Origin of the sequence: Armatimonas rosea (assembly GCF_014202505.1) — a bacterium.
Lineage (GTDB): Bacteria > Armatimonadota > Armatimonadia > Armatimonadales > Armatimonadaceae > Armatimonas > Armatimonas rosea.
The window spans coordinates 1,256,015-1,269,343 of sequence record NZ_JACHGW010000001.1 but is presented as its reverse complement, the minus strand read 5'-3'; the positions used below and the strand labels follow the sequence as shown (position 1 = coordinate 1,269,343).

14 protein-coding genes are annotated in these 13,329 nt (G+C 63.7%); 9 read left to right on the top strand and 5 right to left on the bottom strand.

Going from position 1 to position 13,329, the window contains the following annotated elements:
- The 4 genes from HNQ39_RS05900 to HNQ39_RS05885 are packed head-to-tail and all read right to left on the bottom strand — an operon-like array spanning position 1 to position 1,983.
- Positions 1 to 756 (bottom strand): SDR family NAD(P)-dependent oxidoreductase, encoded by a 756-nt coding sequence (locus tag HNQ39_RS05900; RefSeq protein ID WP_184193015.1) that lies wholly within the window; start codon positions 754 to 756, stop codon positions 1 to 3.
- A 9-nt stretch (positions 757 to 765) separates the two neighbouring features.
- Positions 766 to 1,092, bottom strand: coding sequence for a permease prefix domain 1-containing protein (locus HNQ39_RS05895; RefSeq protein ID WP_184193014.1), 327 nt, complete (start codon positions 1,090 to 1,092; stop codon positions 766 to 768).
- Positions 1,089 to 1,646, bottom strand: a complete 558-nt coding sequence (locus HNQ39_RS05890) for a permease prefix domain 1-containing protein (protein ID WP_184193013.1) — start codon at positions 1,644 to 1,646, stop codon at positions 1,089 to 1,091. Before HNQ39_RS05890 ends, HNQ39_RS05895 begins: the two co-directional genes overlap by 4 nt.
- Positions 1,627 to 1,983 (bottom strand): PadR family transcriptional regulator, encoded by a 357-nt coding sequence (locus HNQ39_RS05885; protein ID WP_184193012.1) that lies wholly within the window; start codon positions 1,981 to 1,983, stop codon positions 1,627 to 1,629. The genes HNQ39_RS05890 and HNQ39_RS05885 overlap by 20 nt, the downstream gene beginning before the upstream one ends.
- A 73-nt stretch (positions 1,984 to 2,056) precedes the next feature.
- Between HNQ39_RS05885 and HNQ39_RS05880 the strand changes: the two genes are divergently transcribed.
- The 4 genes from HNQ39_RS05880 to HNQ39_RS05865 are packed head-to-tail and all read left to right on the top strand — an operon-like array spanning position 2,057 to position 6,138.
- Positions 2,057 to 2,872: a transglutaminase domain-containing protein gene (locus tag HNQ39_RS05880; protein ID WP_221289825.1), complete on the top strand. Its 816-nt coding sequence runs from the start codon at positions 2,057 to 2,059 to the stop codon at positions 2,870 to 2,872.
- Positions 2,873 to 2,908: 36 nt separating this feature from the next.
- Positions 2,909 to 3,661 (top strand): N-acetylmuramoyl-L-alanine amidase, encoded by a 753-nt coding sequence (locus tag HNQ39_RS05875; protein ID WP_184193011.1) that lies wholly within the window; start codon positions 2,909 to 2,911, stop codon positions 3,659 to 3,661.
- 51 nt (positions 3,662 to 3,712) lie between these two features.
- Positions 3,713 to 5,419 (top strand): GGDEF domain-containing protein, encoded by a 1,707-nt coding sequence (locus HNQ39_RS05870; protein ID WP_184193010.1) that lies wholly within the window; start codon positions 3,713 to 3,715, stop codon positions 5,417 to 5,419.
- Between the two features lie 38 nt (positions 5,420 to 5,457).
- A complete protein-coding gene (locus HNQ39_RS05865; RefSeq protein WP_184193009.1) occupies positions 5,458 to 6,138 on the top strand; it encodes an SIMPL domain-containing protein in 681 nt (226 codons plus the stop codon).
- On the opposite strand, the gene HNQ39_RS05860 is transcribed toward HNQ39_RS05865, so the two are convergent.
- On the bottom strand, positions 6,128 to 7,120 hold the full coding sequence (locus HNQ39_RS05860; RefSeq protein ID WP_184193008.1) for an acyltransferase family protein: 993 nt from the start codon (positions 7,118 to 7,120) through the stop codon (positions 6,128 to 6,130). The two genes, HNQ39_RS05865 and HNQ39_RS05860, sit on opposite strands and share 11 nt — an antisense overlap.
- 79 nt (positions 7,121 to 7,199) lie before the next feature.
- On the opposite strand from HNQ39_RS05860, the gene HNQ39_RS05855 reads away from it, so the two are divergent.
- From HNQ39_RS05855 to HNQ39_RS05835, 5 genes are all read left to right on the top strand, one after another.
- On the top strand, positions 7,200 to 7,649 hold the full coding sequence (locus HNQ39_RS05855; RefSeq protein WP_184193007.1) for a hypothetical protein: 450 nt from the start codon (positions 7,200 to 7,202) through the stop codon (positions 7,647 to 7,649).
- Positions 7,650 to 7,673: 24 nt separating this feature from the next.
- Entirely contained in the window at positions 7,674 to 9,566 is a 1,893-nt protein-coding gene (mutL, locus tag HNQ39_RS05850; RefSeq protein ID WP_184193006.1) for a DNA mismatch repair endonuclease MutL, read from the top strand.
- 5 nt (positions 9,567 to 9,571) lie between these two features.
- Positions 9,572 to 11,542, top strand: a complete 1,971-nt coding sequence (locus HNQ39_RS05845; protein ID WP_184193005.1) for a hypothetical protein — start codon at positions 9,572 to 9,574, stop codon at positions 11,540 to 11,542.
- Between the two features lie 232 nt (positions 11,543 to 11,774).
- Positions 11,775 to 12,425 (top strand): PEP-CTERM sorting domain-containing protein, encoded by a 651-nt coding sequence (locus tag HNQ39_RS05840; RefSeq protein WP_184193004.1) that lies wholly within the window; start codon positions 11,775 to 11,777, stop codon positions 12,423 to 12,425.
- 57 nt (positions 12,426 to 12,482) lie between these two features.
- Complete coding sequence (locus HNQ39_RS05835) at positions 12,483 to 13,319, top strand: DNA glycosylase (protein ID WP_184193003.1); 837 nt, start codon at positions 12,483 to 12,485, stop codon at positions 13,317 to 13,319.
- Positions 13,320 to 13,329: the final 10 nt, after the last annotated feature.

Sequence of the window (13,329 nt, the reverse complement as noted above, 5' to 3'; positions counted from 1 at the left end):
CTAGCCGCGCATGTCCATGCCGCCATCGACCGTCAGGGTCATGCCGGTGACAAACTTCGCGAGGTCCGAGAGCAGAAAAACGGTCGGCCCGGCGATATCGTCGGGCTGGCCGATCCGGCCTAAAACGAATTTTTTGCCTTCGTCCTCGCGCCCTAAAACATCCAGCGACGGTGCGGCCATGTCGGTGTCGGTCCAGGCGGGGGCGATACAGTTCACCCGGATTTGGTCGGCACCGAGCTCCTTTGCCATCGAGCGCATGAAGAGAATCTGTGCGCCCTTGCTGGTGGCATAGGCCGAGAAGACATCGCTGCCGCGCTGGCCTGCGGTGCTGGTGTAGATGACAATGCTCCCGCCGCCCCGCTCCCGTAGATGCGGAACCGCAGCCTTGACCGTCAGAAAGGTCCCCGCCAGGTTGATCTCCATCGTCCGGTTCCAGAACGCCAGGTCCATCTCGTCGAGCGCCGCCCCCTCAAAGATCCCCGCAGAGACCACGAGCCCCGTCAGCGGCCCCAGGGTCGCCACGGCCGCATCGATGGCCTTCTGCGCTGCGCCGTCTTGGGAGACATCGGCCTGGAACGCCGCCGCGCGCCCCCCCGCCGCCACGATGGTATCGACAGTCGCGTGGGCCGCTGCCGCATTGCTGAGATAGTTCACCGAGACCGCCGCGCCCGCCTTGGCCGCCATGATCGCCGCCGCCCGCCCGATCCCTCGGGAGCCGCCTGCGATAAAGATGTGTTGCTTGGAAAGATCGATCATGCAGGCATTCTACCTGCTGGCGCGCTGCTTTTTGGTCGTGGTTTGCCAGACATAGAGCTGGTAGTAGGCATAGAGCGTGTAGAACGTCCACGGTGCCTTGACCAAGCTCACCAGAAGCAGGTAGCCGCCAGCGCAGAGCAGCCCCCATAGAATTGGGGAGCGCCGCAGCCCCTGCCAGCGCAGCTCGCGTAGTACAGTCTCTGTCTCGCCAAACTTCTCGCGGGCCGAGAGAGCGGCTTGCTCCGGTGTCTCGCCCAGCTCGATATAGGCCTGCACCCGCTCCGCAAGGTGCGCCTCAAGCTCCGCCTTGTCTTCGTCACGAAACCGTTGTCTCATTGTCGTTGCCGCTCTCGGCGCGCATGACAGGCCATTCGCCAGCCGATAAGCGCCCCGTGCAGAGTTGGCACCCCTACCAGAAGCCAGCTCAAGAGATCGGCGGAAGGAGAGTGCAAGAAGCTAAAACTGAGAACTCCCAGCAGGAGAGTGGGGGGGTGCTTTGGAAAGCGCTCCACGCCCTTATACATTACCAAGACGGCGGCGGGAACCAGCGTGACATAGACCCGTGTCAGTAGCAGTAGCACCTCACTTCCGCCAAAGGGAAAGGGCGTGCGCTCGTGGACGATGGGAGTCACTAGCCAGCCCGTGAGCAGGTGCAGAACTGCCGCCACGGCGAGCCAGCAAAGCCCTGCCAGCGCCCCAATCGCCACGGGATGGCGTCGATTACGCTGAAGCCGTAGCTCTTTTAGCACGACCTCCGTCTCGCCGAACTTCTCACGGGCCGAGACCAGTGCCTGCTCTGGTGTCTCCCCCAGCTCAACATAGGCTTGGATACGCTCGGCAAGGTGTGCCTCAAGCTCGACTTGGTCTTCGTTAAATCGCTGGTTCTGCATCCTGTCCTCCCAAGGTTCCTAAGATGCGCTCGACATTCTTGGCGTAGCTGCGCCAGAGCGTGGCGCGGCGGGTGGCTTCGAGCTTGCCTTCGTCGGTGAGGCGGTAGGTCTTTCGGGGCGGACCGCCGCTCTCGGTGCTGGGCTGCCACTCCCCGACAATTAAGCCATCGTCTTCCAGCGCACGCAGCGCCGGGTAGAGGGCACCGTCGCGCAGGACCAGGCCGCCGTCACAGCGCCTATCGATCTCGCGGGCGATGGCGTAGCCGTGCGCCGGACCACTCTCCAGGACCGCGAGGACAAAGACGGGAATATCGTTGCGTGGAAGCTCTCGTGCCATCTCTTGACTTACTACCCCGAAATAAGAATACCCTGATTTCAGGGTAGTGTCAAGCCGGTATACTCTCTCTAGTTTGTCCCCCCCAAAAGAGAAGGAGAGAGAGATGCGCCTCAGTGCGGGATGTGAGCTAGTGCTAGAGGTGGACTCCCCGTACCCGGTGCCCCTGATCCTGATGCTCTCCCCCTCGACCAGCGAGACCCAGTGGCTCGCCGAGGAGCGCCACACGCTCACGCCGCAGGTGCCCGTGCGGGAGTATATCGACAGCTTCGGCAACCGCTGCCAGCGCCTGCATGCACCGCCGGGGCGCTTTGTGATCACGACCGAGGTTGTCGCCGAGACCGCCCCCGCGCGGGAGAGTGCGCCCGGTGCCCCCCTCAATCTGGTCGCCGAGCTTCCCGATAGCGCCTTGCAGTTTCTCCTCCCCAGCCGCTACTGCCCGTCGGACCTGCTGGGCACCCTCGCGCTGGAGGTTGCTCAGGGCTATCTCCCCGGCTACGACCAGGTCGCGGGGATCTGCCGTTGGATCAATCAAAATATTCAGTACTGCTACGGCACCAGCGATACGTCGACCTCGGCCCTCGAGACAGCGCGCGACCGGAGCGGGGTGTGCCGGGACTTCGCCCACCTGGGTATCGCGCTCTGCCGCAGCCTGACCATCCCCGCACGCATGGTGGTCGGCTACCTCTATGAGCTCAAACCGATGGACATGCACGCCTGGTTCGAGGCGTTTGTCGGGGGGCGCTGGTACACCTTTGACCCTACCCAGGCGCAGGCCTCGGGTGGGAGGATCGCGGTGGCCGTGGGCCGCGATGCCGCCGATGTTGCGCTCCTCACCCAGTTTGGCCCCGCGCTCCTCACCGAGATGCGAGTCTGGGTAGAGAGAGCCTAGCCCCCCCTTCCCTAGGGCACGGTAGAATGTCCCTGGATGCGTAGACCTGCTGCCCCTAAGAGCCCCAAGAAAAAGACACCCTCCAAGTCCAGCCGTGCGGCCCGTGTTCTGCAGGGCACGATTGTCGTGCTCGACCCGGGCCATGGCGGCGGCGACCCCGGTGCGAGCCGAGCGGGAATCACCGAGGCGACCCTGAGCTACCGTATGGCGGCGACCCTGGCAGAGGTCCTCAAGCCCCTGGGAGCGGAGGTGCGCTTCACCGCCCGAAGTGCCGCCCTGCGACGCAGGCCTGTCTTTGGAAAGCCGGAGCCCCCCCTGCTCGCCCCGATCGATGCCACCCTGCCCACTGGCCAGCGCCTCAACGCAGGCCGTGAGGTGCCCGAGTACCTCCATGCCCGCGCCGCCGTGGCGGCCAAGGCCTGGAAGCAGAGGCGACCGCACGTGGTCTTTATGGCGCTCCACTTCGATGTCTCGGCGGACCCGGGCGACCATGGAGGCTTTGCCATGTGGGATATCCGTGAGAACCATGCCTGTAGCCTCGCCTGCGAGCTCACCCGCCGCTTTGGGGAGGCAGGCCTCAGCGGGAACCGCCGCCCCCAGCCACGCCCCAACGACCTGGGGGTCCTCAACCCTGAGTTCAACCCCGTGCGCCAGAAGACCCTGGTCGAGCTTGCCACCATCAGCAGTGCCAGCGACCGCGCCAAGGCCCTCGACCCGAAGTGGCGCTGGCGGGTTGCCCGCATTCTCGCCGCCTCGATTGTCGCCTGCAAGAAGAACAAGCTGATCTGAAACTGCCAAGGTGAAAGTTTCGGTGTTTCATGGCAACACTAGGTACAGACCATGCAGACACCGGCTCTTACTCTGGCGCAAAGTGGCACCCCAAGACGCGGCCTCTCCCGTGAGCTTGGGAGCATCTTGCTGCTCAATGGTGCCCTGGCTCTCTGGCTCCTCTTCCATCAAAAGACGGGCGCACTGCACAAGGCAGTCGACAATTTCCTTCAGCTACTCGGCCCCTTGGGAATGGCGATTTGGGCGAGCCGACGTGTCTGGAAGACAGCTCTTCCTCGCCGTAGCCAGCTTGGTCTCCAGCTCCTCTTGCTGGGTGGCGGCGGCTTCGGCCTGGGCACCTTAATCTGGGGGACGCAGGAGGCTCTCCTCAAGGCCACTCCTCCCTTCCCCTCGGTTGCAGATGTAATCTGGATCCCCTCACTACTGGCGGTTCTACCCGGTATTTTCCTGATAGCAGGGGAGCGTAGCAGTGCAGTCGCCCGCATCCGCGTGATCCTGGATAGCCTCACGACCCTATCGGCCCTGATCACCTTCAGCTGGTACTACATCCTTGGCCCAACGCTGCTCAATAGTAAAGAGTCCCTCCAGACCCGTCTTGCCAGTGCGTTCTACCCGGCCTTTGATCTCCTGCTGGTCTTTAGTGTCCTACTGCTTGCTCTCTTGCAGGGAAGAGCCCGCCTCCAGCTACCCACTCTGAAGCTCGCTTGGTCCTTTGTGATTGTCATTGTGGCCGACACAAGCTTCTCCTACCAGTCCCTCCTAGGCACCTACCAGACAGGGGGCATCCTCGATCTGGGCTGGCCCCTGGGCTGGATGCTGGTGGCGCTCAGTATCGACCGGCTCCGGGAGTCCATGATCGGTACCGAAGCGCCACAGACAAGCCAGAACAAGCGCCAGCCCTTCTGGCGGTTTCTCATCCCTTACCTGCTCCTGCCTGCCATTGGGATGCTGGTGATCTCTGCGGCGCGTAACCCTGGAGATGAGAAGCTGGAGCCGGGAATCTTTTTCTGTAGCCTCGTGACCATCTTGCTGGTGGTCTTGCGACAGGTGATCGCGCTCCTGGAGAACCGGCAGCTCTACGAAAAAGTCCTGGAGTCGAAGCTCGCACTGGAGCAAGAGCACGCCGTGAGCCGAGCGGTGAGCCAGCAGCTCCAGGAGAGCAATGCTCAGCTTGTGGCGACCCAGACAGAGCTGCTCAACAACAACATGGCGCTTGCGGAGGCCAATGTCCGCCTTGCGGCCCTCGCGACCACCGATGGCATGACCGGCCTCGCCAACCACCGTACGTTCCAAGAGCAGCTGCGCCTGGAGCTAGGCCAGACCGCGGCGGCACACGAGCCCTGCGCCCTCCTGCTGATCGATGTGGACCACTTCAAGAGCTTCAACGATACCTTCGGGCACCCCGCCGGTGACCTGGTCCTCTGCACAGTCAGTGGCCTGCTGCGCCAGGCGCTCAGCGCCAGCCACCTCGCGGCACGCTACGGCGGCGAGGAGTTCGCGGTGCTCCTTCCTGGGCTCGATGCCACGGAGGCGGCGGCCCTCGCGGAGGACGTTCGCGCCCGTATCGCCGACCATGCCTTTCCCCAGCGCCGTATCACGGTCAGTATCGGGATCGCGGTCAGCCCCGACGATGCCATGAGCCCGGAGGACCTGATCCTTGCGGCGGACCAGGCGCTCTACCACTCCAAGAGCTCGGGCCGCAACCAGGCCACGCTCGCCCGCGATGTCTGTAGCCTCCGCACCCTCTTCGCCGCCTGAGCTGTCACAAAAGTGACGAAAGGTGCATTATATTCTGCATGAAGTGCTTTCTCTCTCTTGTCGCCGCCCTCGCCCTCACCCTCCCCGCCGTCGCCCAGTCCGACCCCGCCACCGCGCCCGCCTCGACACAAGCCTACGGCCTGACCACGCTGGGACGCGCAAGCACCTCGGTCACTCCCGATACCTGCTATCTGTTTTTCCCCCTCAGCGACACCAAGCAACGCCAAGCACTTGTCACGGCCCTCAGCCCACTTGGGCTCGTGCTCGACAAGACAACACGTGTCCCCGCGTCTATGAATAGCTTTCCCGCTAGCTTTCCCACGGGAGTCTCGGCAAGCCTTACCTTCCGTATCAACGACAAGGGCGAGGTGGTCTTTGCTCCCAGCTCCCTCTCTGAGCTCAGCAAGACTCTCCAGACCCTGGGGGTTACCAACTACTTTATCTTTGGCTACTCCCCCAAGGCACAAGAAGCCGCAAGGAAGCCGCTTGTGGAGCAAGCGATCAAGGACGGCATGGCGCAGGCGGTCACCCTGGCGACTGCGGCGGGGGTGTCGAAGCTCCAGCTGGTCGAGCTCAAGGAGAATGGCTTCTCAAGCTTGGTATCCCCTCCTGCCTCCTGGCCAGACGCCGCCCCGTTTCTGGCTCCCTCGCAGGAGCTCAGCTACTCGATCAAGCTCTGCTTTGCCCCGCTGGACCTCGTGATCCCGATCAAGAAGTAGAGGACTTGGGCTTGGCAGCACGCACGCCCAAGACCCAGGTGCACTTGAGACGCTCCGCCAGCTTGTAGAGCACCAGCGGCGCGATCGTCCCGACGATCGTCCCCAGCACGATGTGCCCAGCCACTCCCTGGTAGTGCAGCACTTTCTGGAGCGCGATCCGGGTGCCCGCCGTGAAGAGAATGTGTGCCAGATAGATCGGCATCGAGAGCTTCCCCAGGGTCGCCAGCGGCTCCTGGAGCTTGAGCGGCAGACGCTCGGAGAGCCCCACCACCACCAGTGTCCCGCTGACACCGAGGGCAAAGTCCAGCAGCACCCAGGCAACGCTGGTGTGGCTAAAGTCGGCGGGAAGGTGGAGCAAGACCGGCAGCAGCGCCCCAAAGACCACCGCAGAGAGCAGGGTTCTCAGAGGCCCGATAAGGCGCACCAGCCCCGCGACTGTCAGCACGGCCCCCAGCGCAAAGACCGGCGTGTAGCGTGCCCAAGACGTGAGGACGGGCAAGAGCGCCAGCCCAAAGCTCACCGGCAGCACCCAGAGCTTCCAGCGGGGCAAGCGCGATACCAGCGAGAGAAAGACAATCACAAAGAGCAGCGCCTGCAAGAACCAGAACTGCGCCTTGGGAACCAAGAGCCCGGTTACGAGCGAGAGCGGATCGGTGCTGACCTTGGTGTTCACCGAGCCGGCAAACCCGACTGTCATCAGGCTCTGCAGGAGGTTCCAGATCAGGTAGACCGGGACGAAGTCCAGCAAGCGCTCCTTGATCCCCGCCCACCAGTGGTCGTACTTCTCGGCGCGGAAAAAGACACCCGAGAGCAGGAAAAACAGCGGCATGTGAAACGCATAGAGCACGGTGTCGCTGGTGGCGGCCCAGCCGGTCGGGGACGTAATCCCTGCGGACATCAGGCCCCGTAGCACGTGCCCATAGACCACCAAGAGAATTCCCAGTCCCTTGGCAGTGTCGATATAGGTCAGTCGTGTTTTCATGAGGCGCTCCTCGATTCTACCTGCTTCCCCGCAACTTTTCCCAAGCGATAGGGTCTTATTCCGGCGGAGGATACCCCTTATGCAGACCACAACCCCCATGGAGTTCGAGGAGCTCATCACCCGCTGGATTCAGTCCGTACACCACGGCGGCGGTCCCGCGTTTCGCAAGTCCGTCGGCCCTAACTTCTCGTTTAAGTGGGGTGGCGAGGAGCTCTTTGGCGAGCGGGGAATCAAGGAGTTCGCCCGCCACTGCGACACGCTCAAGGGAGCCAAGTACCGCACCCTGGGCTACGGCCAAAATGTGAGCCCGCCTTTTGCGGGGGTCACGCTGCGTGAGGAGCTAGTCCGCCAGCAAGGCGGTGCCTCCGTGAGCACCCTGGCCTGCTGGAAGCTCAACTGGCAGCGCCTGGAGGCGGGCTGGAAGCTGATCGGGGTGACCAAGATTCGGGAGAACCAGCTCCCTGGGAGCCCCCAGTTCTGTATCGCCGAGGGCCTGCCGCAGGTCGCTCTGCCGCCACGCCGACGCTAGAGCGGCTGGGGTATACTAACCCCTGTGCCGGATGAAACTGAGGACTCTGTCGTGCGCCTGCTCGACGACAACACCGCCAACCAGATCGCGGCGGGCGAGGTTGTCGAGCGGCCGTCGTCGGTGGTGAAAGAGCTGGTTGAGAACAGCCTCGATGCCGGCGCGACCCGGATCGAGGTAGAGCTCTTTGAGGGCGGCAAGCGCAAGATCGTCATCCGCGACAATGGGATGGGCATGAGCCGCGCCGATGCCATCCTCGCGCTCCAGCGTCATGCGACGAGCAAGATTCGCACCGCCGACGATCTCTTCTCCATCCACACACTCGGCTTCCGCGGCGAGGCACTCCCCTCGATAGCATCGGTCTCGGACTTTCGAATCCTGACCAAGCGCCCCCACGACGAGACCGGCACGGAGGTGATTGTCCGGGCGGGCGAGCTGGCCGAGGTGCGCGATGCCGCGACACCCGATGGCACGGTGATCACGGTGGAGAACCTGTTTTTCTCTGTCCCTGCCCGTCTCAAGTTCCTCAAGACCACCCAGACCGAGCTCAACCACGCCACGGACTTCCTGCACCGCCTCATTCTCGCCTACCACACGATTGGCTTCCGGCTCACCCACGACGGCCACGAGCTGATCTCCTACCCCGGCTCGGCCGATCCCCGGCAGGCGCTGGCGGCGGTCTACGGCCGCGATGTCGCGCGGGAGATGGTGCCCCTGCTCTACGAGTCGCCGGGGCTGACGGTACGTGGCTCGGTGAGCAAGCCCAGTGTGAGCAAGGCGACTCGGAGCGCGCAGGCGTTCTTTGTCAATGGCCGCCATGTACGAAGCCGCACGGTACAGCACGCCTTCGATGCCGCCTTCTCCCGCCTGATGACCACCGAGCGTCACCCGGTTGTCGCACTGTTTGTGGAGATCTCCCCCGAGCTGGTCGATGTCAATGTCCACCCCGCCAAGACCGAGGTGCGCTTCACTCGTGATGGCGAGGTCTACGCGGCGATCAGCCGCGCCGTGGAGAGTGCGCTCCTCACCGGTGGCCTGGTCCCCGAGGTCACGGTGCAGGCATCGCTCCCCGAGCTCGCAGCGCCTACGACCCTCGCCATGCCCGGCATGGGCGAGCGCGGCAGCGACCGCCTCGCGCCGCCGCCGCGCACCAGCCTCTCCAACTACGTGAATATCGAACCCACCCCGGCTTCGGTCGTTCCTCCCTCCGCCGACCCTCCCTTGCGGCAACGCCCAGAGGGCACCCGGGTGGATGCGAGGGACGAGCAGCCGGGTGGGTTCGAACAGCCTGCGGCCTACATCGGCTTTGATGGCTACCGGATCGGGCGGCTTCGGGTGCTGGGCCAGTCGCGCAACACCTACATCATCGCCGAAACCGACGATGCCCTGCTTCTGATCGACCAGCACATCGCCCATGAGCGCGTGCTCTACGAGCAGATGATGAACGGAGCCACCGAGCGCCAGAGTAGCTGGGGCGTGGTCGCGCAGCACCTCGCGGTGCCCCAGACCCTGGAGCTCTCCCCTGCCGACTCCCGCGTGGTCCAAGAGCGCCTGGGGGCACTGGAGCGCTCGGGTTTTGTCCTGGAGCCCTTTGGCGGCGATACCTTCGTGGTGCGCGCGGTCCCCGCCCGGATCGCGGACAAGCCGTATCTGGAGACTCTCAAGGAGATTATCGAGGAGCTTACCCACACCAGTGTCGCCCGGCGCTTGCTCGTGCCCCATGAGTCGGCAATTATCATGGCATCGTGTAAAATGGCGGTCAAGAAGGGCGACCCCCTCACGATGGAGGAGATGACGCGCCTGCTTGCCGACCTCGCCCAGATGCGCAACCCCTTCACCTGTCCGCATGGCAGACCGATCCTGCTGGCGCTCTCCCACCACGAGATGGACCGCAAGTTCCACCGGATCGGCCCACACTAGTTTAGATGCTTATGAAATGTCTCGCGCTTGTTTTCTGGATCGCTCTTGTCGCCCTTCCCGTAGCGGCACAGCCTGCCTGGACACCCCGTGTTCAGACACAAGGCACGGAGCTGAGAGTCAATGATGTCCTCGTGCTCCGTGCCCGAAGCTCTGTCGGGGGGATCGAGCCCACAGAGCGCATCCAGCTCAGCGCGGAGCGCCTCAAAGAGCTTACCCAAGCTGGCCTAGAGCCACGGGAGGTGCGTGTGGATGTCGAGACCGAGACCCGCCACCGCAACGAGACCCGCACCGTCACCAAGATGGTGGAGAAGAAGGTAACCCGCCGGATCAAGAAGAAGCGCCGCACGGTGACGATCGAGGTGCCGGTGCAGGTAAAGCAGACGGTCGATGTGGCCTATGAGGTCGAGACGGAGGCCCGCCTGATGGCCCGTGGGAAGGTGCTCGCCACCGCCACCCCCACCGAGGCGCAGCTCTCGCGTATCGCCAAGCCCTCGCTCCTGGTGGAGGGTTGGGCGGGGCAGCTCCGCAAGGCCCTTGCGATCCCGGGAATCGCGCTCAGCGAGACCGGGCAGATCGTCCCCTGGATGGAGAAGCGCACCTTGAAGTTCTCGGGAGCCGCACGCGGGCCGGTCGTGGTTCAGCGCCAGAGCGGCCCCGGTAGCCCGGTGGAGGCGACCGTCGATCTCGCCACGAGCACGATCACACTGACGGGCAAGTCGGTCGGTCGGGATATCCTTGTGGTCTCTCGCGAGGGGGCCAGCGACAAGCTCACCGTGGCGGTCCAGCCCTACGCCGCGGCCCTGCTCCCCCCGCAGCCGGTCGTCCTAACCGGAAGCGGTGTCGAGGGAGAGCGGGTTGCCAAGCTCGTGCTCGCCAGTGCCCGTGCGGCTATCCAGCCCCTCGCCGGGGCCAGCATCAAGATCGAGAGCGAGCCTGCCTCCGTCCCACCGCCGGGCCAGGGCAAGTCGCTCTCCGTTCCCATTAGTGTCAGTGTCTCCGGGCCGGAGATGCTCCCGGTGCGCCAGTCCCTCAAGGTGCCCGTGGTAGGCCGCTCGCTCCCCAAGGCCGAGACCAACGCGCTCTTTTTCTCCAACTCCCCAGAGCGGGTGAAGGAGCCGCAGACCCTCTATGTCGGACGACTGAGCATGGGGACGGCCCGCCTGCTGTACCACCACCTCAACAATGCGGGCCAGACCCTCTGGTTTGTCGCGGAGCTCGTCAATGACAGCGACTCCGCCACACGCGTCCAGGTGCTCGGAAACGACGCCGGCCCGGTGCGCGATACGGTCTGGGTGGGCTACCGAGCAGCATCGGACTTTATGAGCGCCTTCCAGAGCGACTCGGGCATGGTGGTCGAGATCCCTGCCCACAGCCGCATGGCGTTTCAGGCCATCCGGCTCCCCAACGACCTGATCCTCTCGGGCCTCTTTCAGCTCCGCCTCCTCTCAGGAAGCGCGCCCCTGGTGCGGGTCGCGGCGGACCTCCCCGGCTCGCCCCAGACCATCAGCGAGACCCTGAGTGCGGTCCCTCTCTCTGCCACACTGCAGAACCAGCTCCGGGAGCTCGAGAGTAAGTCCCCCCATGTCTACCCCAAGCCAGGGGTGGCTCTGACAGCGAAGTACAGCGTGGGAAGCCACCGCTGGGGGTTCTTCTCCGTGGGGCGCGCTCCCTTAGTCGGCACCGACCCTAGCCAGATCCTAGAGGGCAACTACGGGGTCTTCTACGACATCCAGCTCACCCTAGACAACCCCACGACAAGCCCTGCGGAGGTTCGGCTGATCTTTGAGCCCGCGGGCGGCATGGCGGGTGCGGTCTTTGTGATCGACGGCAAGCGCGCTGAGATCCCCCAGACCAGTAGCCCGGAGACAACCTTGGCGACCTTTCGCTTGGCTCCCGGAGCCCGCAAGGTCGTCCCGGTCCGCACGCTCCCCTTGTCAGGCTCCAACTACCCTATCAACTTGTTTGTAAAATCTTAAAGTTTTCGGGGAGAGGCTTGACAGAGAGGGCAGAAGTTGGTAAAGTGGGGGAGACGTGGCAGAACACATCTGGCATGAGAGTGTCAGACGTCTTTAACCACATGAATGTTTAGACACCTTGTAAAGTGGGTATCATCCCTACAGGTAGTCTCTAGTCCTAGAGCATGCAACTAGCGTGCCAAAAACTACTCAATCGTTTCTTGGTTTTGTTTTACGTAAGGGGTATAGCAGTATGCGAGTTTCGCGAAGTTTCACCGGTAGCACTCTCCTAGTGGCAATCGTCCTGGGAGTTGCAGGTTCTAGCCAGGCACAGACCATCACCCTCAGCGCCGCCTGGGATACCAACCCGATCACGGGCAGCACCTCGGGGGGTCTTGCTACCCTCACAGGAAATGGTAGCCCCCTATCGGCTAACTCCTCGCTGTCTTGGGACCGCCTGGCAGATATCGGCGTCACCAAGGTATTCACGTTTAACAGCCCGGTGACCGCGACGATCAAGGATGCCTCGGGGAGCAGCTTTGAGAACTACTTCAAGGCGACTCAGGTAAACTTTACGGGTGCAGGTTCCACCACGGGGCTGTTCACCCAGATCTTTACGCTACAAGACGATGGCTCCACGGGTACATTTAAGTACTGGGGTTCCAACACGGTTCAGTTCTCCAGCACGAATGCCAACCTAACCTACATCTGGTCGGGTACCTACGCTGGCCAAGCCCCCGTCACCCAAGCCTTCTCCGGTAGCCCCGCGCAGACCACCTACGCTTGGCCCGATGCCGCCATGAACGTGACCCTCGTTGCGGTCATCCCGGAGCCCGCCACCCTGGCGCTCTTCGGTCTTGGTCTCGCCCCGGTTGCGGTCGCGATCCGCCGCCGTCGCAAGTAAGTTTCTTAAAACCCCTTCCTGAAAGCCGGGTGGACTCCACCCGGCTTTTTTGCGTCTATGATCTCTCTTACCCTCCCTGAGCACGAGCTCGACCTCGAAGCGACGCTCTTCTCCGGCCAGCTCTTTCGCTGGCAACGGCAAGACGATGGCTGGCTGACGGGCTACGTGGGCACACAGCGACTCTGCCTACGACAGACCGAGAGCACACTAGAGCTTGCGGAGACGGATGAAGCCACGGTGCGGCACTTTCTGCGCCTCGATGAGCTCGCCCTGGGTGAACAAGCACGCCGCTGGAGCGCTAGCGATCCCCTCTTTGCCAGTGCCTGGAAGCGACAACCCGGTCTACGCCTCCTGCGACAAGACCCGCACGAGTGCTTCTTCTCGTTTCTCTGCGCCTCCGTCGCCCCTATCGCACGCATCAGCAAGATGCTCCAAGCGGTCTGCGAGGAGGCCAGCGGCGAGCCCCTTGGCCCGTTCCCCTCGCTAGAGGCACTCCTCACCCTCCGCGAGAGCCAGCTCCGCGCCCGCGGCCTCGGCTTCCGCGCCGAGCGCGTGGTCGCCGCCGCACGCAAGCTCGCCGAGAAGCCCGACGGCTGGCTGGACTCTCTCCGAGGAAAGCCTCTCGCCGAGATAGAGAGCGAGCTCACCCCGTTCCCCGGTATCGGCCGCAAGATCGCCGACTGTATCGCGCTCTTCTCCCTCGATGCCGATGCCGCCGTGCCCGTGGACACCCATATCTGGCGGATCGCCAAGACCCACTACGCCCCCGAGCTACGCGATGCCTCGCTCACCCCGGCCAACTACGAGCGCGCCGCGTCGGCCTTCCAGCGCAAGTTTGGCCCCTACGCCGGCTGGGCACAGCAAACACTCTTCTACCAGCAGGCGGTAAAATAGGTCACACCGC

Coding starts and splice junctions, on each gene's coding strand:
- HNQ39_RS05900 (WP_184193015.1), bottom strand. CDS start 756: ATGATCGATCTTTCCAAGCAACACATCTTTATCGCAGGCGGCTCCCGA.
- HNQ39_RS05895 (WP_184193014.1), bottom strand. CDS start 1,092: ATGAGACAACGGTTTCGTGACGAAGACAAGGCGGAGCTTGAGGCGCAC.
- HNQ39_RS05890 (WP_184193013.1), bottom strand. CDS start 1,646: ATGCAGAACCAGCGATTTAACGAAGACCAAGTCGAGCTTGAGGCACAC.
- HNQ39_RS05885 (WP_184193012.1), bottom strand. CDS start 1,983: ATGGCACGAGAGCTTCCACGCAACGATATTCCCGTCTTTGTCCTCGCG.
- HNQ39_RS05875 (WP_184193011.1), top strand. CDS start 2,909: ATGCGTAGACCTGCTGCCCCTAAGAGCCCCAAGAAAAAGACACCCTCC.
- HNQ39_RS05870 (WP_184193010.1), top strand. CDS start 3,713: ATGCAGACACCGGCTCTTACTCTGGCGCAAAGTGGCACCCCAAGACGC.
- HNQ39_RS05865 (WP_184193009.1), top strand. CDS start 5,458: ATGAAGTGCTTTCTCTCTCTTGTCGCCGCCCTCGCCCTCACCCTCCCC.
- HNQ39_RS05860 (WP_184193008.1), bottom strand. CDS start 7,120: ATGAAAACACGACTGACCTATATCGACACTGCCAAGGGACTGGGAATT.
- HNQ39_RS05855 (WP_184193007.1), top strand. CDS start 7,200: ATGCAGACCACAACCCCCATGGAGTTCGAGGAGCTCATCACCCGCTGG.
- HNQ39_RS05845 (WP_184193005.1), top strand. CDS start 9,572: ATGCTTATGAAATGTCTCGCGCTTGTTTTCTGGATCGCTCTTGTCGCC.
- HNQ39_RS05840 (WP_184193004.1), top strand. CDS start 11,775: ATGCGAGTTTCGCGAAGTTTCACCGGTAGCACTCTCCTAGTGGCAATC.
- HNQ39_RS05835 (WP_184193003.1), top strand. CDS start 12,483: ATGATCTCTCTTACCCTCCCTGAGCACGAGCTCGACCTCGAAGCGACG.